The organism is Paenibacillus alginolyticus DSM 5050 = NBRC 15375 (assembly GCF_000422905.1).
GTDB lineage: Bacteria > Bacillota > Bacilli > Paenibacillales > NBRC-103111 > Paenibacillus_E > Paenibacillus_E alginolyticus.
Window position 1 is genome coordinate 1 of record NZ_AUGY01000111.1, and the last position, 23,123, is coordinate 23,123.

General features: G+C 44.0%; 23 protein-coding genes and 1 pseudogene. 11 read left to right on the forward strand and 13 right to left on the reverse strand.

Translation table 11 applies throughout. The features are described from left to right. Positions 1-128: 128 nt before the first annotated feature. A complete protein-coding gene (locus G519_RS0132995) occupies positions 129-893 on the reverse strand; it encodes a hypothetical protein (protein WP_029198260.1) in 765 nt (254 codons plus the stop codon). A gap of 45 nt (positions 894-938) precedes the next feature. Beyond that, positions 939-1,112, reverse strand: coding sequence for a hypothetical protein (locus G519_RS51410; RefSeq protein ID WP_164826796.1), 174 nt, complete (start codon positions 1,110-1,112; stop codon positions 939-941). A gap of 277 nt (positions 1,113-1,389) precedes the next feature. Here G519_RS51410 and G519_RS0133005 point away from each other — a divergent pair, with 277 nt between their 5' ends. The 4 genes from G519_RS0133005 to G519_RS0133020 all read left to right on the forward strand — a co-directional run bounded on the left by G519_RS0133005 (position 1,390) and on the right by G519_RS0133020 (position 5,652). Next, positions 1,390-2,484, forward strand: a complete 1,095-nt coding sequence (locus G519_RS0133005; RefSeq protein ID WP_029198261.1) for a glycosyltransferase family 2 protein — start codon at positions 1,390-1,392, stop codon at positions 2,482-2,484. Then, complete coding sequence (locus G519_RS0133010; protein WP_029198262.1) at positions 2,481-3,080, forward strand: glycerol-3-phosphate acyltransferase; 600 nt, start codon at positions 2,481-2,483, stop codon at positions 3,078-3,080. The genes G519_RS0133005 and G519_RS0133010 overlap by 4 nt, the downstream gene beginning before the upstream one ends. A gap of 138 nt (positions 3,081-3,218) precedes the next feature. Beyond that, positions 3,219-3,863, forward strand: a complete 645-nt coding sequence (trhA, locus tag G519_RS0133015) for a PAQR family membrane homeostasis protein TrhA (RefSeq protein WP_029198263.1) — start codon at positions 3,219-3,221, stop codon at positions 3,861-3,863. A 379-nt stretch (positions 3,864-4,242) separates the two neighbouring features. Further along, entirely contained in the window at positions 4,243-5,652 is a 1,410-nt protein-coding gene (locus G519_RS0133020) for a HEAT repeat domain-containing protein (protein ID WP_029198264.1), read from the forward strand. Between the two features lie 65 nt (positions 5,653-5,717). On the opposite strand, the gene G519_RS0133025 is transcribed toward G519_RS0133020, so the two are convergent. Together G519_RS0133025 and G519_RS48120 are read right to left on the reverse strand one after the other, a co-directional pair. Then, complete coding sequence (locus G519_RS0133025; RefSeq protein WP_029198265.1) at positions 5,718-6,578, reverse strand: AraC family transcriptional regulator; 861 nt, start codon at positions 6,576-6,578, stop codon at positions 5,718-5,720. A 4-nt stretch (positions 6,579-6,582) separates the two neighbouring features. Continuing rightward, entirely contained in the window at positions 6,583-7,236 is a 654-nt protein-coding gene (locus tag G519_RS48120; protein ID WP_051253907.1) for a TetR/AcrR family transcriptional regulator, read from the reverse strand. 140 nt (positions 7,237-7,376) lie between these two features. On the opposite strand from G519_RS48120, the gene G519_RS0133035 reads away from it, so the two are divergent. After that, on the forward strand, positions 7,377-8,876 hold the full coding sequence (locus G519_RS0133035; RefSeq protein WP_029198266.1) for an MDR family MFS transporter: 1,500 nt from the start codon (positions 7,377-7,379) through the stop codon (positions 8,874-8,876). 140 nt (positions 8,877-9,016) lie between these two features. Next, positions 9,017-10,023 (forward strand): annotated as a pseudogene (locus G519_RS45750) (DUF3231 family protein). A 101-nt stretch (positions 10,024-10,124) separates the two neighbouring features. Here G519_RS45750 and G519_RS0133045 read toward each other — a convergent pair. Beyond that, positions 10,125-10,343 (reverse strand): hypothetical protein, encoded by a 219-nt coding sequence (locus G519_RS0133045; RefSeq protein WP_029198267.1) that lies wholly within the window; start codon positions 10,341-10,343, stop codon positions 10,125-10,127. 275 nt (positions 10,344-10,618) lie between these two features. Here G519_RS0133045 and G519_RS50735 point away from each other — a divergent pair, with 275 nt between their 5' ends. The 4 genes from G519_RS50735 (at position 10,619) to G519_RS0133065 (ending at position 12,480) form a co-directional block, all read left to right on the forward strand. Beyond that, positions 10,619-10,765, forward strand: coding sequence for an SRPBCC family protein (locus G519_RS50735; protein ID WP_154669643.1), 147 nt, complete (start codon positions 10,619-10,621; stop codon positions 10,763-10,765). Positions 10,766-10,783: 18 nt separating this feature from the next. Next, a complete protein-coding gene (locus G519_RS45755; protein WP_051253908.1) occupies positions 10,784-11,080 on the forward strand; it encodes an SRPBCC domain-containing protein in 297 nt (98 codons plus the stop codon). A 42-nt stretch (positions 11,081-11,122) separates the two neighbouring features. After that, a complete protein-coding gene (locus G519_RS0133060; protein WP_029198269.1) occupies positions 11,123-11,464 on the forward strand; it encodes an SRPBCC family protein in 342 nt (113 codons plus the stop codon). 821 nt (positions 11,465-12,285) lie between these two features. Next, positions 12,286-12,480: a hypothetical protein gene (locus G519_RS0133065; protein WP_029198270.1), complete on the forward strand. Its 195-nt coding sequence runs from the start codon at positions 12,286-12,288 to the stop codon at positions 12,478-12,480. A gap of 43 nt (positions 12,481-12,523) precedes the next feature. On the opposite strand, the gene G519_RS0133070 is transcribed toward G519_RS0133065, so the two are convergent. Further along, positions 12,524-15,454 carry a DEAD/DEAH box helicase gene (locus G519_RS0133070; protein WP_029198271.1) on the reverse strand — a complete coding sequence of 977 codons (2,931 nt, stop codon included), beginning with the start codon at positions 15,452-15,454 and terminating at the stop codon, positions 12,524-12,526. Further along, positions 15,451-17,013 (reverse strand): SWIM zinc finger family protein, encoded by a 1,563-nt coding sequence (locus G519_RS48125; protein WP_029198272.1) that lies wholly within the window; start codon positions 17,011-17,013, stop codon positions 15,451-15,453. Before G519_RS48125 ends, G519_RS0133070 begins: the two co-directional genes overlap by 4 nt. A gap of 107 nt (positions 17,014-17,120) precedes the next feature. Here G519_RS48125 and G519_RS0133080 point away from each other — a divergent pair, with 107 nt between their 5' ends. After that, entirely contained in the window at positions 17,121-17,510 is a 390-nt protein-coding gene (locus tag G519_RS0133080; protein ID WP_029198273.1) for a ribosomal maturation YjgA family protein, read from the forward strand. A gap of 8 nt (positions 17,511-17,518) precedes the next feature. On the opposite strand, the gene G519_RS0133085 is transcribed toward G519_RS0133080, so the two are convergent. The 6 genes from G519_RS0133085 to G519_RS52605 form a co-directional block, all read right to left on the reverse strand. Then, the gene (locus G519_RS0133085; protein ID WP_029198274.1) at positions 17,519-18,616 is read right to left on the reverse strand and encodes a GerAB/ArcD/ProY family transporter; all 1,098 of its coding nucleotides are present in this window, start codon (positions 18,614-18,616) and stop codon (positions 17,519-17,521) included. 16 nt (positions 18,617-18,632) lie between these two features. Continuing rightward, positions 18,633-19,736: a GerAB/ArcD/ProY family transporter gene (locus G519_RS0133090; RefSeq protein WP_029198275.1), complete on the reverse strand. Its 1,104-nt coding sequence runs from the start codon at positions 19,734-19,736 to the stop codon at positions 18,633-18,635. A 28-nt stretch (positions 19,737-19,764) separates the two neighbouring features. Beyond that, positions 19,765-20,007 (reverse strand): hypothetical protein, encoded by a 243-nt coding sequence (locus G519_RS0133095; RefSeq protein ID WP_036634731.1) that lies wholly within the window; start codon positions 20,005-20,007, stop codon positions 19,765-19,767. 5 nt (positions 20,008-20,012) lie between these two features. After that, positions 20,013-21,206, reverse strand: coding sequence for a Ger(x)C family spore germination protein (locus G519_RS0133100; protein WP_051253909.1), 1,194 nt, complete (start codon positions 21,204-21,206; stop codon positions 20,013-20,015). Between the two features lie 19 nt (positions 21,207-21,225). Next, entirely contained in the window at positions 21,226-22,593 is a 1,368-nt protein-coding gene (locus G519_RS45765) for a spore germination protein (protein WP_084160457.1), read from the reverse strand. 208 nt (positions 22,594-22,801) lie between these two features. After that, a partial coding sequence (locus G519_RS52605; RefSeq protein ID WP_036634733.1) for an IS1595 family transposase occupies positions 22,802-23,123 on the reverse strand: 322 nt, incomplete at its 5' end.

A 23,123-nucleotide genomic window follows, 5' to 3' on the forward strand; every position in this document is an offset into this window, starting at 1 on the left:
ATAGGTGCTTTTTCTTTGTTTGTCTAGATAAATAAATACTTTATATTACAAATTAAGTAAATATTTGATGTGAGGTTTGATGCATCGGTAATGTACAAAGTACAACTTTACATGTTTTCAAAATCAATTCAAGATGTTACCTTCTGTAACTTAGCAGGATTGTTGATTTTGTAAGGTACCGGATGTTTGGAGAGCTTCTTTGCTACAATTTTACATTCGAACGAGAGCTTGTCCCCGATTTCTAGCTCCAATTTCTTAAGTGTGGCACTGTGGCTGGACCAGGCTTCGCCGATTTCCATCTCCGGTTCTGTCATGGAAACAGCTTCGTAGATAACGACTTCATCTTCCGTATCCGAGAAATTGTTCGGGACAGTTGTAAATTCTTTTACTGTAGCGATCATTTTCACCTTATCTTCGGGAAGTTGAAGCTTTGGAGTTTTTTCTTTTTTGGCCTTCTCTTTTTTCGGCTCTTTGGGGACCTTTTTAACGTCCACAACACTAGCTTCCCCATTAACTTCCTCATTGACTTCTACTTTAGCTTCTACGGTAGCTGGGGCATCCTCATTTAAAGCTTCAAGCTCTAAAACCTCCGCCTCTGTGGCGTCAGCGGATCCTGCACCTCTCTGGCTGTAATTGGCAGCTTGCATTTCTTTCAGGTAAGAGGGGTGGATGCAGTGCAGCTGTTTGTTGTCGAATTCAATGACAGCGGTCATTTTATCCACATAACCAACAATGCCGCATGGCAGATTCATGCCGTTCCCCTTGTAGAAGAATGCCTTTGTTTTCGCTGCTTTCTCGGAAAGCAAGCCCCACTCTTTACATTGTTCGAGCTGCTCGGTCTCGTCATCGAATGTGTTATACGTAAGGGGCTGGATGGTAAACGCATGGACCATGGGTTGTCCGCCTTTCTATGATTTGTTAAAAGTATGTATAGCTAGTTATTCTAAGCGGTAATCGTCGGTTTTCTCGCCGTCTTCCCATATCTCTACGAAAAGGGCCTCGCAGTTTTCAAAGTCAGTCGGCTTGAGAGAAAGGGCTTTCTCCTCATCTGCGCCAACATAAACATTTTCCATTCCTTCGCCATCGAAGGAGAGGATAACATATATTTTCATATGCCATTGTGCCTCCAATAATTTGATATTGAACATTATAACACAATTGCGGAAAAGTTCGCTTGACTAGCAACAGCAGCGGTAGATAATGAAGGTAAGGAGAGAGTATCTATTGGCTGAGAATGGTGATTTGCTTCACTTTCTGCATGTAGTTACTCGCGAAATTGGCTTAAAATCACCCCTAAGTTCATATAGATGAATACAACCTGTTCTCCATATTGTAGTGGCAGCATTTTCATCCATCCGTTATGAGGGAATCGAAGGAGGAGGTTCGAGGGTGGCGATATTCGTCTTATTTGTCATCGGAAGTCTATGTGGGTTCTTGTTATTTAGAAAAAATGTGATCACCGTCAGTCAGGAACCAGTTCCGAAAAATGTGAAGCTGTCTATTATAATCCCTGCAAGGAATGAAGCATGCAATTTGCCTTATCTCCTCCACGCACTGAAGGTCCAAACCCTGGAACCCTTTGAAATTATCGTTGTGGATGATTTTTCGGAGGACGATACGAAGGAAATTGCTGAAAGCTACGGGGTTACTGTGATTAGCAACACGAGTCTTCCACAAGGATGGACAGGTAAAAACTGGGCAGTATGGAATGGATATTTGCATGCTACAGGTGATCTAATTGCTTTTCTTGATGCGGATATTCGCTTAGTTCCACGTGCGCTGGAGGCATTGGTTAAGGCGAGAAAAAAAGCGGGAGGCGTCATTTCTGTCGTTCCCTTTCATTATACGGAGAAGTTTGTTGAAAGACTGGCGCTAATCTTTAATGTGCTGGGTGTATTCGCTTTTACGTCCCCTTTTGAAAAGAAAAATCCGAAAAAAGGTCTATATGGCTCCTGCATCCTAACGACTAGGGAAGATTATGAGAAAATTAAGGGACATCAAAGCATCAAATCGGAGATGTTGGATGATTTGAACCTTGGGGCCGCCTATCGGCACGCCGGAATTCAAGTGACGAATTTTATCGGGCGAGGTTTGGTTTCTTTTCGTATGTATCCACAAGGGATCAAGAGCGAGGTTCAAGGCTTCGGAAAAGGGGCAGTCCTTAGCACGTCAACGTTAAGTCCGGGGACGATCCTCTTTGTTGCTATTTGGGTTGTTGGGCTAATTGCTTCCGAAACTTTCTTCTTATTTATCAACACTTCGTGGGCACTGCCACTATTCATCGGATATCTTTTATACATGATACAGCTGTTTTATTTGGTCAAACATGTGGGTGTGTTTGGAATTGTCATGCCCGTTTTGCATGTTCTTTCAACGATATTTTTCATCTATGTCATGCTGTATTCCGTTTATCAGGTCGTATTCCTTGGACATGTGTCATGGAAAGGACGGCACGTCAAGGTAGGCAGCAGGAGGGGGCAATGACCATCGTTTGGACGGTTTGTGCCTTTCTATCAGGATCTTTCATGTTTTCTTACTGGCTTGGCCTTATCGCTAAAAAAAACTTGAAGACGGTTGGTGACGGGAATCCGGGGGCTTTAAATCTGTGGAAGGCAGCAGGATATAAGCTTGGTGTTGTTGGTATTATTCTCGACTTTTTAAAAGGATACCTTATTCTTCTTTTTATATTGGGGTATGAAAAAGTTCAAGGGTACTCCATCATTTCCATCTCACTGGCTCCGATTATCGGGCATGCCTTTTCTCCTTTCCTTAAGGGGAAGGGAGGCAAAGCAATCGCTGTGACCTTCGGCGTATGGAGTGCTTTATCCAGCTTTGAAGCTTCTCTTGCTTTTGCCGTGGTCTTGGCTATTTTACTGAGTGCAATCAAGGTGATCAACAGAGGAAAGTCAACATCCACTGAAGCAGACGGTTTGCAAGTCGTAGTCGGTTTCCTACTGTTAGGTGCCTATTTGTATATGAGGGATTATTCGGATGCAATCCTTTGGGTATGGTTAGGGAATTTTCTATTGCTTGTATATACCCATAGATATGAGCTTGCTGTTTATTTAAAGAGGCGATGAAAAATAAATAAAATGGATCTCGGTCTTGATGCCGGGATCCATTTTTTTTTTTGTTCTCATGAACAAGGCAGAGTGATTACATACTAGGCTTCTCATTAGGAAAAACTAGGGGTTAAGCAGAAAGGAGTGAGCCTAGATATGGAGGATCGAATAGCTATGAGGGAAGAACGGCTAAACGCATTAAGCCACGGCTTGGGCGCCGCGTTAAGTGCCTTCGGTCTTTTTTTACTTTTACAACGTTCCGTTCTCTTCGAAGATCTAGCCTATAACGTGAGTAATACGATTTATGGGTTATCTTTTTGCTTGCTATATTTGTCCTCGACCCTGCTGCATTGCTCACGCTCGAAGAAGTGGGGCCAACGCTTTGAAGTCATGGACCATGCGGCTATCTTTATTGCCATTGCGGGTTCGTATACGCCATTCCTGCTTATTACCTTGCAAGGAACACTAGGTTACACTCTGCTGCTGTTGATATGGGTTCTAGCATTGGGAGGCGTCCGCTATGTTCATTTGATCATTAAGCGGTTTATGCCTTGGGGCCTTCTTATGTATTTGTTGATGGGCGGCTTCATGGTTTCATTAATAGGGCCGCTAAGCGAACTTCTTCCCTCTATGGCTCTAGTTTGGTTGATGTTTGGGGTTGCCTTTTACAGCTTTGGCGTGCCGTTCTTTCTATGGCGAAGGTTAAGATATCATCATGCTATTTGGCATTTGTTCGTGCTTGCGGGAAGCAGCTGCCACTTTATTGCTGTGTATGCTTATGTGATGCCTGCCGTATTGTAGGTAGAAAAAGTGCCTAACCTCCGGCAGGCTGACATCTGCAAAGTTCCTGGATCTACAAGCTCGGTCCGATACGGTTAATGCTGAATTCCTGATGGCCCAGTACCTCTGCCTTGGTCAGTTTGCCTTCAGCTACTTCGCGAATTTCCTGCCAAAACGCATGTTAGCACAAGACTAAAATAATGGGGGATATAGAAGAGATTAAAGTCATGAACAGAAAGCGTAGATTAGGTAAGTACGGGGCTGACTAATAGAATCGCTAACCTTCCATCTTAGTTTTGTGCTAGCTCTGATTAAGATCGTCTATTTTTAGTCCGAGACATCTTTCTTATAATAAGGTCATTGTTACCGCATTCATTCAAAGCCAAGGAGGCTGCCAGCCATGCAGGAAAACACACCATTATTATTGACAGATGAGCAAATGAGAGAATTTATTACAAATGGATGTTTAATACTCAAAACCGACTTTTCGAGTGAGTTTCACAGTAATCTTTTAGCACAATTAAACACGGTCTATGCGGAAGAGGGGAACCCCGGCAATAATTTATTACCCCGCATTCGTGAGCTGCAAAAAGTATTCGATCACCCTGTTGTGACAGGTGCTTTAACAAGTGTATTAGGCCAGAACTATATGATGCACGCACATAGACATGGGCATTTCAATGCTTCCGCAACAGCTGGAGGCTGGCACAAAGACAGCTATTGGGGCTATGATAGAATGCGAAATCATCACCCGAATTGGGCAATGATTATGTATTTCCCACAGGATACGCCAGTGGAATTAGGACCAACAGGTGTTATGCCAGGTACGCAAAATTATCAGACTCGGACCTTTGAATCGAGTGAGCAAGAAGGGGAAGTCTTAGCAAGCGGCGAGGCGGGTACTTTTGCGTTGATCCATTATGATATTTGGCATCGTTCCACGCCTAATGTGTTAGGAGAGCCGCGCTACATGCTGAAGTTTGAATTCATGCGTACAGAGCTGCCGAAAGCACCAAGTTGGAATAATCAAGAGGCAGCATGGAGGAAGCCAGCCAACTTACAATTGCCAATTGCCGAGCATGATTTGATGTGGGAAGAAACTTGGAACTGGCTGTCTGGCAAAATGGGCAGTCTGGCAGGAACAGCTGCATCAGATCCAGATCAGATTAGTGAGTTATCCGCTAAGTTGGATGGTTTTGAACCGCTGGCCATCAATGCGGCTTATGATCTGGCACGAAGAGGGCAGCAGGGTGTGGACGCTTTGCTAGAAGGATTAAAGAGCGAGAATACCCATGTATCGCGAATTTCCGCTTATGGATTATCGGTTTCAGGTAGTGAGGCCGTTAACGGGTTAATGGCAGCTTTGCATCATGAGAATATTGAAATCGTGACACACGCGGTCTTTGCTCTTGGTGAATTAAGAGAGTTAGCGGCAGAAGCCGTTCCTACCTTGATAAAGCTGCTCGAACATCCTGCTGATCGTGTTCGCTGCGCTGTAGTAGATGCACTTGGTTTCATGGAGACACCTCTGAATGACATCGTATCTAGCTTAGGTAAATGCCTGCAAGATGAGAACGCGCAGGTTCGCTTCATGGCAAGTTTGTCCTTGTCACGATTAGGCTCTCAAGCGGAAGCCGCTGTGCCTCAGTTGGAAATCGCATTGGATGATGAGAACAGATATGTTCGTGCGCATGCTGCAGAAACTCTGCACTATATCGGTACGGAGCGGGCAAAGAATTCGCTCATTAAGTTTCTGCTTAATTCCCGCTGGTGCCCGACAACGACAAAGACCAATGCTTTTTATCCGTAAAATAGGTTGAGAAAAAGGGCAAATTAACGTTTGCCCTCTTTGCGTTATTCCCGCAATTCTTGTAATCACAGTTCGGTATAATCGATTATTTTTGGTTTCAAATCACGGAAAGAAGTGGGGGTAAAACCGGTCTGTTCTCGGAACATACGGGAGAAGTACGATAATTCCATTCCGAGCGAATCGGCGATCTGTGAAACATTTAATTCCGTCATCATGAGTAAATCCTTAGCTTTTTCCGAGCGTAAATGGTTCATATATTGAATCGGTGAATAACCCGTAAATTGTTTAAAAGCATTAATAAAGTAGTTAGGGTGATAGTGCGCAATTTGGGATAAGGTATCTACGGATACGTTGTCCGCAATATGCTGTTCCATATAGTTCAGCACACTATTCATTTTCTCGTAAGTAGGGGTAGAGGCCAGATTAAGCTTGACGGTTTCACTTTGTTCAATGAAATCCGCAATGAATTCACAGATAATCGCATTGACTCTAAAAGCGGAAGTTAACTCTTCACTTTGAGTATAAGCTATCAGTTGTTCGAATTTTCTTTGTAAAGCTTCTGGATCTTTAATCGTAATGAAAGCGGATGTTTGTAAAATCTGAAACAGATCCAAATCCCCGATTTTGGCCGTGAAATGACACCAATATTTCCCGAAAGTATGATCACTTATGGTTCCATAAGCTTGATCACTCCCCGCTGGAAGCAGATACAGTTCACCTGGTTTCGGATAATAAGTATGCTCACCAACTTTGACAAAGCCTTCTCCCTCGATAATAAAATACAAGCGATTAAACGGACAGGAAGCGTTCTCATCATTCCAGGATTTCTGTACCTTGGTATAGGCGGCGTAGGATAAATCAAGCTTCGCTTTAGCTATATATTTCTTCCAGAAGGTGAGCTGGCTAGGATTCATATCTATTCTCATGCGCTCATATTCCTTTCACGAAGAGTCGGCAAATGCCTTCCACAAATTGCTGTTTGCTATAGCCCAGAATTTCTCTATGGTACAAGTACTGTTCTGGCGTTAGGGAGGCAAGTATGGTGTTAACTGTCAAAGTGACATCGATCTGTCCAATCTCCCCTTGTTGAACAGCACGAGTGACCAGAGGAGCGACAATGTTGTGAAGACGGATATAAATGGGTTTTTTGTGTAAATAAAAGCTTCGTTTTTCGGTGTACATGGTGTTGATGACGGAAAGTAAATCGGCTTTATCGTCCACGAAATCAATGATTCGAATGATCGTGTCCGACAATTGGTTCATTGCTGTTGCTTCGGGACCGAGATCCGCGAGATTATCTTCAAGAGAAGCGAGAAACTGGGCTGTTGTTGAACGAAGTAGATCGCTGCATACCTCGCCAATATGGGCGTAACGGCGATAAAGAGTACCTTGTCCCACACCCGATTCTTTGGCAATCTGATGCATGGTAACGGATTCAATTTGATTGGTTTCGAATAGGCTTCTGGCAGACGTGAGAATACGCCTGCGATATTCTGAATCACGTTCTTCCCGTCGACCGCAAGGTGGAATAGCATTCATATCTTGGCTATATAATGAATTCTCATTGGTATCTGGATGTTTCATGCATGTTCCTCCTATAAGAACAATCTTAACAAAAGAAATAATTGACATTCCGGACAATTGTCCGTAATATGATGTTGCGGACAATTGTCCGTTACTATTGTAGCACGATGGAATAGATATTGTGAAGGAGGAACATGGGCATGAGTCAACCAATAACTTCTGGCGAAGCGGAGCCGGAATTTAAGATTTCGAGTATTTTGGTACCGCTCATCGCCATCATTTCGGGTATATTTATGGTTATCCTCGATACGACCGCGATGAATGTGGCATTGTCGAAGCTGGTCGTCGATTTTAAAACGGATTTACCGACCATTCAGTGGACCGTAACAGGTTATATGCTGGCGACAGCGGCAGTCATTCCACTCGCGGGATGGCTATCCGATCGATTTGGGGCGAAGAACGTATTTCTTACCTCTGTTATTCTTTTCACCGTTGCGTCGGTCTTATGTGCTACGCCGAACAGCGCGGAGTGGTTGATTGTTTTCCGTATCCTTCAAGGTTTAGGCGGCGGATTCGTTATGCCTGTTGCTATGGCCTATGTATTCCGGCTTAGTCCTCCGAACAAAATTGGTCAAGTAATGGGGATGCTGGGTGTACCCATTTTGCTGGCGCCTGCCATTGGGCCAATCTTATCAGGATGGTTGGTTGAGTATCATTCCTGGCATTGGATTTTCTTAATTAATCTTCCTGTTGGTATTTTCAGCTTTATCTTTGGATTATGGAAACTGCCGGCTGTCGCACGTAAGAAGGTAGCTGGTTTTGATTTGCCGGGTATGATTCTTGGGCCCATTGCCTTTGCATCCTTATCGTATGGGATCACACAAGGTGCTGAGAGCTGGACTTCTGATAAAACGCTTTGGGGCATCATCATTGGAGCTGTCGCATTGATCGCCTTTATCATTGTGGAACTGAATTCCAAACTCCCTCTGCTTGAGTTGAGAGTGTTCAAGTCTGTTGATTTTTCCTTCGGTATTTTCGTACAGTGGGTACTGCAATTCTGCTTGTTCGGGGCTATTTTCCTGCTTCCGCAATTTCTTCAGCAAGCCCGCGGGTACGGTGCTTTCGACACGGGGATGACGTTATTCCCGCAAGCGTTAGCTTCGGCCGTCATGATGCCGATTGGCGGTTACTTATTTGATAAAATCGGTGTTCGCTGGTTGGTAGTCGTTGGACTCAGTCTTGTTTCCGGCGCAATCTTTCAATATTCGCATGTCAGTCTAACGACAGAGGGGCATGACTTAATTTTACCGCTTATTATGGCTGGTTCGGGAATGGGACTTATGATGATGCCGCTTAATTCGCATCTAATTAAGAAAGCTCCGCATGATTTGGTGAGCCGAGTTACTTCTTTAACTAGTGCGATGCAGCAAGTTATCAATTCTTTCGCTGTCGCTACGTTGGTGACAATTCTCTCCTCGCGCGTGAACTCATCCATTGCTGCGAAAAACATTCCCATAAACAGTCCTACTGATATGCAAAAGGCAATGCTTGCTGTAGCGCCTGAAGCGTTCGGCCAGACTTTCCACGTGATGCTAATTGTTGCTATCTGTGGAATATTCTTAGGCTTGTTCCTTCGCCGTAATAAGGCGCAGCCAAATGAGGTTGTGAAACAAGAAGTTGCGTTAGAGGGACTGCACTAGATAAGTACAATCTTGATAGGAAGCTTACCGAATAATTCGGTAGGCTTTTTCTTATACATAGAAGTTGGTATTTATGGAATTCTAATCATAGCGCAAATCATATCTTAGGGGGCATTACATTGAGTCAAGATGAAAGGAATTTGGAAAAGAAGTCAGATCATATTCAACTAACTTCTGGTGATATTGCGCCCCTATGGGGAGGTTGTTTTAGTGACAGTATGGTTAATTGCGTACTTAAACATTTCTTGAATACGGTTGAGGATAATGAAGTAAGACCAATCATTGAATTTGCACTTGGATTAACAATTGAACATTTGGAATTTACTAACAAACTATTTAAAGAAGAAGAGTTCCCGACCCCTCTTGCCTTCACCGAGAAGGATGTCAACCTGAATGCACCAAGACTATTTTCTGATGGCTATATGCTTCTCTATCTAAGACATATGGGCATTGCTGGTACAGTTTCCTATGGAATGGCATTAGCAAGCAGTTCAAGACAGGATATACGTGCATTTCATAATCAAAATCTGAAGACAGCGGCTGAGTTGCTAGAGAAATCTACGGCTATTCTTCAATCTAAAGGAATTCTCACTAGGAGTCCTTTCATACCCTATCCGGATTCAGTTGAGTTTGTACACAAAGAAAGTTGGTTAAATGGACTGTTTGGCGATCGCAGGCCCTTAAATGCCGTAGAAATCACGAACCTTTATTTGAATATTATGAAAAACAGCATAGGTCAAGCATTGATGTTAGCTTTTTCTCAAGTTGCTGAAAACAAAGATGTCATTGCATATATCGTGCGCGGCAGAGATATCTCCTCGAAGCATGTCGAAGTATTCAGTGCTTTATTGCGCGATGACCAGCTGCCGGCACCAACGACTTGGGAAACAGAAGTTTCGAATTCTAAGGTCTCCCATTTTCCGATAAGCTAATGCTCTACCATACGGTCTTTCTTGCAGCGGTAGGAATGGGGAACTATGGAGCTTTTCTTGCAGCAAGCATGAGGAGGGATTTGACAACTGTATATCTTCGGCTTACCGGTGAAATTGGACCCTATTCAGACGATGGCGCAGAACTCATGATAAAGAATGATTGGATGGAAAAAATGCCTGGTGCGATCGAACGTAACGCTCTACTATCCTTATAAGCGGTAATTCAAATGGTTGCAAAGAGTGATTAATCAAAAAAACCATCCAGGTTTGAAGTTTGAAGTGGATGGTCTTTGGTATGTCAGAATCGTACAGCTAACTATACGTCTTTCTTTTTCTTCGTGCTCGGTTTCTTCTTCGCAGGAACTTTCTCCGGCATGGCTGCGACCCATTGCAAAGACTTTTCGATCCACGCGGTAATTGTATCAGGCGCTTCATGCCATTGCTCGGGTATGGTTACATATTCCTTCATCGGTTTGCCGGGCATGACAGCAGCAAAAAATTGTTTGATCTCTTCATCAGGACGAGGTATGGGCATAAAGTAAACTCCCTTTCGATATGATATTTATTTTTCCAAAATCGACTTAAGCCGCTTCAGATCACCTCTTATAGAAGCCTTCAGAGGTTCCTTCAACACGAATTTGTGCCAATGTACCTTGATGCTCATCATCAAATTGATAGGTGACTTTCATCGGGAAAGGACCTTTGATCGATTTGCTGATCTGAAAGCGTACATTGACCGTTTCTGGGATGATAGTCTACTGCTATTGAAGGAAGCCGCAGAAGAAGAAGAAGAGAGGAGACAGCGTAACCGTGAATCAATTGAATCAGACCAGTGACACGATTAGGAAAGAGATGTTTATCGATTGCCGTCCGGAGATCTTATTCTCCTTTTTTACCGACCCTGAGAAGATGGTTCGTTGGATGGGCAGACATATTCTGCTCGAGCCAAGCATCTGAGGGAAATATCGGATCGATGTGAATGGATCGGATATTGCGATGGGGGAGTACAAAGAGATTATTCCTAACGAGAAAATCGTTATGACATGGGGCTGGGAGAAATCCAAGGTGGTTCCACCTGGTTCAAGCACGCTCGAATTTACATTCACAGCTAAAGACAAAGGTACGGTTCTGCTATTAACTCACTACGATTTGCCGGTCGAAGAAGTCGCTTCCCACACAGAGAGTTGGATGCACTATACAACTAGACTTCAAACGTTGGCTGAGGGTGGAGATCCTGGTATAGATCCTTGGTCAGTTAAGGCCATGCATTAATAATTGCATTTCATAAAAAAGCTTATGGGAAGATGGAAGACAATGACAACTTTATCTTGCGATTTCGGGTTCAAAGTAGAAGAGGAAAACCGGTACGAAGTAGAGGCGAAGATGTGGCATCATGCTATTCACGATCACGCTGATATGTTGAAAAGCATGACTATAGAGCAGCTTACACAATGGTTGATGGGGAAGGACAAGCAATTAGGCGATTCCTTAGCTATTCATCAGGAGGTTGAGTTCGCAGCAAGCCCGAATCGCATTTATGAAGTATTGACTGATGCTGCGCAGTTTAGCAAAGTCTCAGGAGGAGCTCCTACAGAAATAACTCCGGAGGCTGGCGGTTCTTTCTCCTGCTTCGGTGGGATGATTGTTGCGCCCTGAGAAGGCAGAAAAGGCTGTCTCGGAGGCCCGAATGCAGCGAAAGTGGCGAGAGACGTCCGAAAAGGACTTCTCATCTGTCGAGAGTAGGCGAGTTAGTGGGTTTTGCGTTCTGAGAAGGCAGAAAAGGCTGTGTCGGAGGCCCGAATGCAGCGAAAGTTGCGCGAGACGTCTGAAAAGGACTTCTCAACTGTCGAGAGCAGGTAAGTTAGCAAGTTTTGCGTCCTGAGAAGGTAGAAAAGGTTGTCTCGGAGGCCCGAATGCAGCGAAAGTGGCGCGAGACGTCTGAAAAGGACTTCTCAACTGTCGAGAGTAGGCGAGTTAGTGGGTTTTGCGTCCTGAGAAGGCAGAAAAGGCTGTCTCGGAGGCCCGAATGCAGCGAAAGTGGCGCGAGACGTCTGAATAGGACCTCTCAGCTGTTGAGAGCAGGTAAGTTAGCTAGTTTTGCATCCTGAGAAGGTAGAAAAGGTTGTCTCGGAGGCCCGAATGCAGTGAAAGTGGCGCGAGACGTCTGAATAGGACCTCTCAGCTGCTGAGAGCAGGTAAGTTAGCTAGTTTTGTGTCCTGAGAAGGCAGAATAGGCTGTGTCGGAGGCCCAAATGCAGCGAAAATGGCGCGAGACGTCTGAAAAGGAAATCTCAACTGTCGAGAGCAGGTAAGTTAGCAAGTTTTGCGTCCTGAGAAGGCAGAAAAGGCTGTGTCGGAGCCCGAATGCAGCGAAAGTGGCGCGAGACGTCTGAAAAGGACTTCTCAACTGTCGAGAGCAGGTAAGTTAGCTAGTTTTGTGTCCTGAGAAGGCAGAATAGGCTGTGTCGGAGGCCCAAATGCAGCGAAAATGGCGCGAGACGGTTGGGGAACCCTTCTGTAATTGGATAATGGTTGTTGTCTATATCAAGTGGAAGTATATGTACTCTTTCGTGTATTATAACGTTATCGAAATCAGTGTGAGAGTGATTGTGGAAAAACTAAATGCGAAACAGGAAGAACTATCTCCTAACTCAGCGCAGAAAATAATATGAAAAGAAAAACCTCCTCATGCTTGAGGAGGTTGTCGTTCTGCAATTACCACTCCTTACGGAGTGCAAACAAATCTCTCAATTCATCGTTTGAGAGTTCGGTAATCCAACCCTCAGAGGTGGAGATCACATTCTCGCTCAGACTCATCTTACTCTCTAGCATCTCATCGATTCGTTCCTCCAATGTGCCGAGGGAGATGAACTTGTGCACTTGTACATTGCGCGTCTGTCCCATCCGATAGGCACGATCCGTGGCCTGGTTCTCTACGGCAGGGTTCCACCAACGGTCGAAGTGGAACACATGGTTCGCTGCGGTCAAGTTGAGTCCGACTCCGCCAGCTTTCAGTGACAGAACGAAGATACCCGGCCCCGTTCCGTCTGCGGCTTGGAACGTATCAATCATCTTATCTCGCTCCGACTTAGGCGTGCTTCCGTTCAGATACAAAACCGGTTCATTCCTTTGTGTCCGCAGCACGTCAGCTAATATTCGCCCCATGCCTACATATTGGGTGAAGATCAGGCAGGAGTCGCCTTCGTCCCGGAGTTCACCGACCATGGCAACCAGCCGCTCAAGCTTCCCGGATCGCATCACGAAGGCTTCGCGGCTCTCCTCGGAAAGCAGTGTTTCCTCCGATAGATGATCTTCCTTCGTTAGCAGCATGGGGTGGTCGCATAGCTGCTTGAGCTGCGTTAAGGCTGCTAGGATCGCTCCTTTGCGTTCCATGCCTTCCAGCTTTTGCATGCGTTCCATGAGATCCTTGACGGATTGCTCATAGAGTGCTCCTTGCTCGGCTGTTAAATTGATAAACACTTTCATTTCCAGCTTATCGGGCAAATCGAGCTGGATCGCTGGATCTTTCTTTTTGCGGCGCAGCATGAAAGGCTTGACGAGTTTCTGCAGCTGCGCTGTTCGCTCCTCGTCGTGGTACTTCTCTATCGGATTCGCAAAACGATGTTGAAACCCTCGTTGGTTTCCGAGGTATCCCGGATTAAGAAAGTCGTAGATCGACCACAGCTCGGACAAGCGATTCTCAATAGGTGTTCCTGTCAGTGCAATGCGATGCCGAGCTTTGAGTGTACGAATCGCTGCGGATTGTTTATTCTGGGCATTCTTGATATTCTGGGCTTCATCCAAGCAAAGGGAACTCCACGTGGTTTCCTGCAGTGTTTCTTGATCCATCAGCGCCGTCGTATAGGAAGTCAGTACGACATCCGTGTCTTTCAAAATGGCAGCAAGTGCTTCACCGCTTAAACGTCCTTTCCCATAATGAAGAAAAACCTTTAGATCCGGAGCGAAGCGAACGAGCTCTTTCTGCCAGTTGCCAAGCACGGAAGTGGGGCAGATGAGCAGGGCAGGGTGCTCCGATTCTGCTCTATGATGAAGTAAATATGTAATGAATTGTACCGTTTTGCCGAGTCCCATGTCATCAGCTAAGCAGGCACCAAGCCCGAACTTCCTAAGGAAGCTTAGCCAAGTAAAACCCTCATGTTGATACTTGCGAAGCTCAGCGCGCAGCCCCGCAGGCACTGCAATTTCCTTTAATTCCGAAGGCTGCCCAAGCTGACGCAGCAGAGCCAAAAGATGCGCATTCAACTCGACTTCCAGCTTCAGCCGTTCTTCATTATCTGCTTCTTCCTCAGCTGTAAGACTTTCCTTTTGGGCTCTTTCTTTTTCTGATTCACTTAACAAGTGAAGCTGGAAGATATCCTGCAGGGACAGACCTTCTTCCGGATTCACGCTTTCCATGATCCTCCGGATTTGCTCCAATAAAGCAGGGTCCAAGATTACCCATTGTCCACGGAAGCGGATAAGGCGTTCATTGCGGCTAAGCAGCTTGGCGAATTCTGCTTCGCTTAGATCCGTATTGCCAATGGCAATTCGCCAATCGAAGTTTACTAGAGAGTTCAGCCCGAACAGTGACTCGCCTTTGCTGCCAGCTTCAGAGGAAACCTTTGCGCGCAGCCGAGGCTTACGCTTCGAGGCGGCCTCCCACCAACCGGGCAGCATGACATTCCAGCCATCCTCTAACAAATGGCGGCTGTCCGTTGTCAGAAACGACCAAGCCGCTTCGTCGCTTAAAGGCTCTGCAAATAGCTCGCCGCCGTTATTTCGTCCAGGCAAGGCTTCTATGATTCTTGTCGCCCAGCCAAGAGAACGCTCCAGGATATACGGGCTCCAATCACTGGCCCACGTGCCAGCAGCACGTCCGTCAGCATGAAGGCGAATAGGCGTCAACAAAGTTCCTTCATTTTTATCTTGCAGGACCAAGCGGAGCCGCCAAGTGTCATCGTTCTCGTCCGGTTCCAGCAGCTGCAGGGCAGGGCGGAATGGAGCGGTGTCTGGTCTCCAGCCTAGTGAGGCAAGCCATTCTTCTTCCGTGAACGCATCAGCCGAGATAGGCGCTGATTTCTGCGCTCGGAACAGGACTGGATAGTCTCGCCGAAGATCGGATAAGGAAGCTTCATTGGGATAATGCTCAGCTGAAACCACGGCAGAGAAGGCAGCTCGCAAGCCAGACATTCCCTCACCTAAGCCTTCTAAGCTTTGTAGTACATGCCAATCCAATTCATTCAGTGACTCCGTCTCGACATCCCAAGTCCAAGCCAGATTCCCATTCCGGAATGCGCTGTAACTGGGCACGTAATGCCCTGCTTTAGCTTCTCTGTATAGAACCGGCGCCACTTCCAGCAGTCCCTTCGTGGTTTCGTTTCCCCCTTCCCACCGGAGGACATCCATGAAATAGGGTTCTGCGAAGAAGGGGAGCACCATCTCCACGGGCAGGACCGTTAGTGTCAACTCTCCCGCTACCTGTTGATCCAGAATGGTCCCATAGTAAGAAGGCTCGTGCCACGCAAACAGCAGCTTGCGAAATTTATCTCCGGGCACATCGCGTCCGTCCTGCAGCCCCCAGAGTAAGGCATCGCCACTGTCCGTTAAGGTCACGTTCAATGTCATATCATGCAATTTTGTGCTCATCCGAGTAGCTTTCCTTTCCGCAGTTCCTCTTGCAGCGCCCTCAGCCTGCTGTGTCGTTCCACGAAACCAGAAAAGAAATGTTCCCATCTCTCCGTTTGTTTCATTTTTTTGTACACTTTATCGAGCCGCTTGAGTAGCCTTACCGCTAATTTGTAATCATGCCGGTTTTTCAAACTGACATAATGATCTATCGCTTGATGGTAATAAGGGAGTAGGAGCTTCGGTGTTTCTTTCTCAATCGGCTGCAGGACATTGACGCGATGGTAGAGAGGGTCATGTCCTTGAATAATCTGCATCTCCAACCAAGGCTTCCATTTTCTTTGTTCGTACAGCATTTCCTCAATAATCCGAAAAGAATAAGGCAATAGCTCTTCTAGAACGGTCCACATATGTTCTTCCGCTTGAGGGAGCTGCACGATGGCTTTTGTCCACAAATCGGCATAAACATCAAGTTCTTTGGTTCGTTTCCTATTGAAAAAAGAGGCTGATCTTCTCAACCAATTCACTAACTCTTCCCAGTTCTGTGTGTCGTATAGATAGTCAAAGAAAGGAATAAATAGTTTAGCAGGAGCCTCTTTGAAAATACCATTCTCTTCTAAAGCCTCCCAGGCATCTTTGCTCCTGGATTGCTGCAAGTACAAGAAAGCCTTTACGGCTGAAAGGGAAGGTGAAGGACTGTCCATTGTCATCGTCTCAAGAGCTTCTATTTCCTTTGTAACATAGTGACTTGCCTCGGGATCTGGGGCAACCCAATGTTTCCAAAGCGCGGTATAGACGCCATAATCTTGATAATAATGACCCGATTCTTCAGCCATTTGCTGTCTGATATAACTTAAAGTCTGTTCAAGGCGCACTCCGGCGACCGAGAAGTTGAGGAGGGGGGATTTTTGCTTCAGCCAAGTATGAATCTCATCGTAAACCCGGTAAAGGGTGAAAGACGTGTAGGAACTAACGCCACCTTGTACATTCTGCTCTTTTAGTTTTCTAAGGATAAATAATTCCTGATGCATGTCAAAAAAAATCTGATCCTTATCAGAAAAAGGAATAGTGATCTTCGTGATGTTTTGTAATTGCTTCCGCAGCATGTCAACATAATTTCCCAAATCATATGTCGACTTAATGAGAGACGTGTAATGGTTCAGAAACTTCTGCCAGCCGGATACATCCATTTTGGGCAATTGTAAGAGCGTAGACTCCAAGGAGGTAGTTGACGTTGCCCGCTTGAGATGCAGTTTGGCATTCATAATTTGGATAGCGGGATAACCAAGACGATCCCCAAGCTCCATCCAAACTGCTGCAATATGCTTGCAAGCGGCTGGTACTGGACAACTACATTGACTGGCGTGGGGCTTGTCCAAGTTCAGAATGACACGGTTTTCTCCTGATTCTTCTTCTTGCACCCCTGCCCGAACGAATAGAGTCTCAGATACGTTTAGTGAAGTTACACGCTGTTGTTTAAAGTAAGTAAAGCCTCGACTAAGGGTAACGTCATTATAAGTTTCGGCTACGTACTCCAGCAGCTCCAACCACTCTTCATCGTTTATAATGGGAGAACTCATCGAATAACTCCTTTTTTTCCACTTTCAATAATCAAAATCATCTTTTAGTATAAATAGTGGAGCTGATAATGTAAATTGAGTCAATTTAAAAGAAAGGATGATTCTATTTGAATACTCGAATAAAGTATGTTGTAGCTGTAATAACTTCCGTCGTTTTAGGCTTAAGTTCAAGAATGTTTTCCGGTCTAATCCCTCACTTTATTGCTGAACATGCTGGCGACGTGCTTTGGGCAAGTATGGTCTATTTTGGGTTTCGATTTATTTTCAAAAAGAGAAGCTTAATTTGGGCGGCAGGGATCAGTGTGATATTTTGCTTTGCTATTGAATTCAGTCAGCTATATCATGCAGAATGGATAGTTGAAATAAGAAATACGGTCATTGGATCGCTCATACTTGGAAGAGGATATGTAACGGTTGATTTATTTAGATATATCATTGGGATAATCATCGCTTTTTGGATAGACAAGTTTTGGCTGCAACGAGTTAAGCGTATTTAGTTATGCGATTAACTTCGAATGGATGATTTTCGCATCCAACTTATCAGAACAATCAAGAGAGGATAAACAAAACCTATAAGAAGTGCAAGGGGAATAAACGTTAAGTTATCAAATTTATCCTCATAGGCGGTATTTGGATATACAACAAGAGATAAGACTGTATCAATCAGTCCTAATGGAAAACAAAGCATTTTGTAATCACGAAAATGGAACACATGCGCAATACCTCTTATTGCTGTATTAAAAAACATAGATAGTTTGAAAAAAATCGAAACAAGCCATAAAAATGCCACGATCACTTCAATTCGTTGTAGAAAGTTCCCTATATTTATTCTTTGTGCCAAGGCGTAACTAGGATAAACTTGTACAGCCGTATTATCTGCCCCTAATACCAGAACACTTGATAAGATGAGTAGAAGCATCATCATGCCACTTATGATTACGCCTATTAAATAAGCTTTCTTAGCCTTTTGCATACTTGTCACTTGATGAATGATGGGACCAATCGTAATAAACAACGATATATATGTATAACTAGTGATTCTTATTGCAGATCGAACAACCGGAAGGGTGGTTATTTCCCCGACCGGTAAAATATTGTTAAGTTCCATATTAGGAATATTTATGACCATGAATAAGATAAATAAAAGCACGATCCATGGGAAGAAGATCTCTGCCGTTCTTAACAGGACAACCATCCCTAGCTTTGCCCCCATTACGACAAGTAGCATGAATAATATGTGAATAGATTGAATTGGCGTTTCCTGTATGATTTGAGTGGTCATAAACTGACCCACATAAAAAACAACTTGTGAACTAAAAATGAGTGTTAACAGTGCAAGACTTAACGTTATAAACTTCCCCAACCACTTGCCAAAAACTTTATCATTAATTTCATAAATAGAACACTGTGGGAACTTCTTGGAAATAAATACATAAAGCCAAACGAGAACAATACCCATTGCAATACTTACGATTTGTGGCATCCAAGCATCCTGCTTCGCATCTGCCGCAACTGATGCGGGAATAACCAAGATAGCCGTTCCAATGGCATATAGGATAACGATAATCATTAATTGTCGCGGGGAAATTTGGTCTGTAGTCATAAATACACGTCCCTCGTTAACCTTTTTTATCTCTTTTTCCTCGCAAGTAGCTAAGGCCGATCAATAAGACTGGATATATGAATCCAAAACAAACTGTGAGCGGAACCCATGTCAAAATATCCCATTGATGTGTATAAGCCGAATTCGGATATACCACTAACGAAAGCACCGTGACGATTAACCCAACTGGAGTCGAAAGAGATTTGTAATTCTGGATCTGAAATAGTGAAGCTAATCCTTTAATGGCTACGTGAAAATAAAGCGTTAATTTAAAATAAATGGAAATAAACCACAAGAATGCAACGGTGACCTCAATACGCTGCAAAAAATTCCCGACACTTATTTTCTTAGCCAATGCATAGGTGGCATATATTTGTCTTGATGACTGGTCGGGTCCCATGACCATGATGCTAAGAAAAGCTATGGAAATCATCATAATTCCGCTTGATATGCCTCCATAGAGGAATGATTTAGCTAACCGATTAGGGAATTTGGCATCGCTAGAGATCAAGCACAACGTAAAGATAATAGGAAAATAGGAATAAACGATCATAAATATGGATGCACGCGTAATAGACAATATACTTGCTTCGCCGATAGGTAAAAGGTTTTTAAAATGGGCCTGCGGCGTTACAAAGATCACCAATAGAAAAAATAACAGAAGAATCCACGGGAAAAAGATTTCTGCGGTTCTCCCTAGAATAATTATACCTAGCTTGGAACCCATGATTACGAAAGTAATCATAAGAATATTTATGGCATGCATGGGGGTTGTTGGCATGATCTGAGTAGTCATGAAGGTGCCAATGTAGTAGAGTACTTGTGCGCTGATCACAACTGCGGTAAAGATTAATAAGAGGGTGACAGCTTTGCCTAACCATTTCCCTAATAAACGTTCATTCATATCGAATAGCGTATAATCTGGATACATGTGAACTAAGCGTACATACATCATTAAGAAAAGCAAACCAATGCTTACGCCCACTACACCTGAAATCCAGGCATCCTGCTTAGTTTCAGCGGCTAACATCGATGGGACTACAAGAATAGTCGTTCCCACCGAAAATAAAATAATCAGGATCATGAGTTGACGAGCAGATAATATGTTCCCGTTATTCATGACATGCCTCCCCAAGCAGGATAAATGCTTACAATTTTATCAAACCGAGTTGCAGTAAAATTTTGGTTAATGGCACCATTAGAAACGTAATCCAGTCGGCCGGATTAGGTATTTGTTTGGCCATTCCTTTTAGAGTCGCCAGCACATTACCAAGCAACATGAGTATGCAGTAGATCCAAACCTCCTTCCTACATCCTTGTTTCAATAAACGCGGAATTTCATAGCACGCAATGAGAATAGATAACGCAAGTACACATAGGCCGATTAACATAACTATTACTCCTTCATATCGTTAACCACAGAATCACCCAGCGTACCGGTACCTCTAATTTTGGCATCGATATTCAGATGGGGTTCCAATTGCTTGAAATGTTCTTCCCAATTGTTCTTCACTTTGTTCCAATATTTCGGGTTAGCGCGATGAACTGCCTCACCAAAACCGAATATATCCGCACCTAGTTTTTGTGTCTTCTTAATGGTATTCTCCATATTAGCCTTAGCAAATTTAACATATTGTTTATCTAAGTAATCGATCGTTTCGACTTTGAATAGATCGATTTTACATTCCACATCAGAAACATTTCCCTCTGCTCTAGTTTCAATAAAAATCTCTGGTTTATCGTTTTTTACAACTGCGTAAATCTTGCTTTTGATACGTGCTACATCAATACCGATGTTTCCTCCTTCTGGACAATTCAGATGTATGGCAGACCGCTTTGATTGATTTGTAATAACGGAATAAGCACGAGACTCATATTCGTTAAGCCAACCAACAAGTTTATCTTTCTTGATAATCGCATTACCAAAGTATTTTAATCGTACAGGAGGTCCTGTATAATCAATGTTTTTTTTACTAGTGCCAACGTTATGATCTCCAATAATCTGAATTCCTGATATGACCGTACTTTTCCCTGGGGTTACTAGAGCATTCGATAATTGATCTAATTGAATCGTTACTGCAGCTGTCCATTCTTTCTTAGCTGCTTCGAGGGAGTTGAAGATGTAATTCGCTGGAACTTTCTCCAAAGGTGTCATCACACTTAATAATTCCTTAGAGGAGGTATCTCTGGCGATGACCACGTTGAAATCAGATCGAAATTCGCTCCCTCTCATTAAATAATCCATCGAATTGACAATCCCGCTTTTGGCTAATTCCTCGGAAATCACAAGTATGCGGATATGAGCGAAATAGATTTTTCTCGAAATCGACGAAGTTAGTCTTTTTACAGCTTCGTTCAGTGTGTCGCCTTTGGATGAATACACGATAACAGGCATTTCATGCTCACCTTTTGCCCTCGTCACACTGCCTGGATTAACAATTTGAACCGTTAACTCAAACTGATTACCTGCCATATCAATGCCAACTCCCTCGGCAATGGCAATGTCATTAAGCTCCTTGCGGCTCCAACAGCCGCTTAACAGTAAGACTATGGTTAGTAAGCAAGCTGTTAGTCGAATAAATGATTTCACATCTGCCTCTTTCCTCCTTCTAAGGTTTGAAGGGCTTTCTATTCGCTTTCTTAACTACGTTACTGGCATTAACGATACGAACTCGTGAAAATAACGATTGAAATGGAAATCGAAATAAGGCATCCTTCTGTTTGTTCAATTCAAGCGGAGCAAAAGGACTTAAATAGGGCACACCGAACGATTGCAAACTATTCAAATGCAGAATTAGTCCGAGTAATCCTGCGAGTATGCCGAAAAATCCGAATGAAGCAGCCAGTGCCATCAAAGGAAATCGTAGGATGCGAATGGCATTGGATAAGTCGTAAGAAGGGGAAACAAAGCTGGAAATCGCCGTAATGAAAACAACGATAACCATCGCTGCCGAAACAATTCCGGCTTCGACTGCTGCTTGCCCAATAACGAGCGTTCCTACAAACGATAAGGCAGAACCTATGCTTCGCGGCATACGAAGGGCAGCTTCTCGTAAAACTTCAAATGTAATCTCCATCAATAAGGCTTCGATGAACGCCGGAAATGGAATGCCTTCTCTTTGTGCAGCGAGGCTTATGAGTAGCTGTGTCGGCAGCATTTCTTGATGAAACGTTGTGATTGCCACATAAAAAGAGGGGGCTAATAACGCAATGAGAAAGCCGGCATAACGAAGCATCCTTACTAATGTGCTGATATCTACCCGATGATAATAGTCCTCAGATGCTTTGAGGAAAGTTTCAAATAAAGCAGGAGCGATCAGCACGAAGGGGGTTCCATCTACGAGAATGGCAATTTTGCCGTGAATTAGTTCAAGTGCGACGACATCTGGGCGTTCTGAGTTAAATACGGTTGGGAAAGGAGTTATCACTTCATCCTGAATAAGCTCCTCAATGTTACTGCTCTCGAAAATCCCGTCTATGTGAATCTGAGTCAATCGATTGCGGGCCTCGAGAATTAGTGAATCTAGCGCAATCCCTTTCACATACATAAGCACAACGTCAGTTTGGGTAACCTGGCCAACTTGGAAGGTTTCTATCCATAAATTCGGATCTTTGAACTTTCTTCGAATCAAGGCGGTATTCGTTCGAATGGACTCGGAGAAAGCTTCCCGTGGCCCGCGCACGACGGTTTCTACATTCGTCTCTGTAACGCCTCGGTCTTTCCATCCTTTGGTACCTGCTGCCAGCCCTTTGGTATACCCGTTCATCAATATGACGGAATCGCCCGATAGGATATGATGAAGCATTCCTTTCATATCCGATACCTTCTGAATTTCACCAATCGTCAGTGTATGCTTGGTTAATACATCAAATGGGTCTTGCTCGGGATCAATTTCCGTGGAATCTGCCATTAAAGATCTCATCACGAAATCATTGACGACAGTCGCATCGACTAGTCCATCTGTATAATTGCAGATAGTTCCCGCCTCTCACCTTCATTGTTGCATAAAGTACAACAATAACTGCCTAAATCCGGCTTTTCTCCTTTGATGTTGCATTCTGTACAACCATTGGACCCTACAAAGGACCTTTTTGCTACAAATGGGTTCGAATTGTTGTACGAAATGCAACTTCAACGTGAAAAATAGCGTTTTGCCGTGTGAATTGTTGTAAAAAATAATTTGATTATCCAACTAGCTCAGGATAGGTAATCGTCGTAGACGATAGGCAACAATGAACTAACCTATTGAATAACTCGCTTTTGACCTCACGGCGGTTGAATCGATAGCAAAACTCATCGAGATATGCTTGTAGGTGCTTAGGATCTAAGCCGTGGTAGGTACCACCAATAAAAGCTTTCGCATTAGAGATGATCGTATGAAGCCACTTTAGATGATCTGGATTTTCTTTCAGGTCGTACTTTTTGGCTTCATGGTGGAAGCCATTTTTGGCCAAAGCTTGATAAGAACGATATCTATCGCTGGCAATCGTTGATCCAGCTTCAATG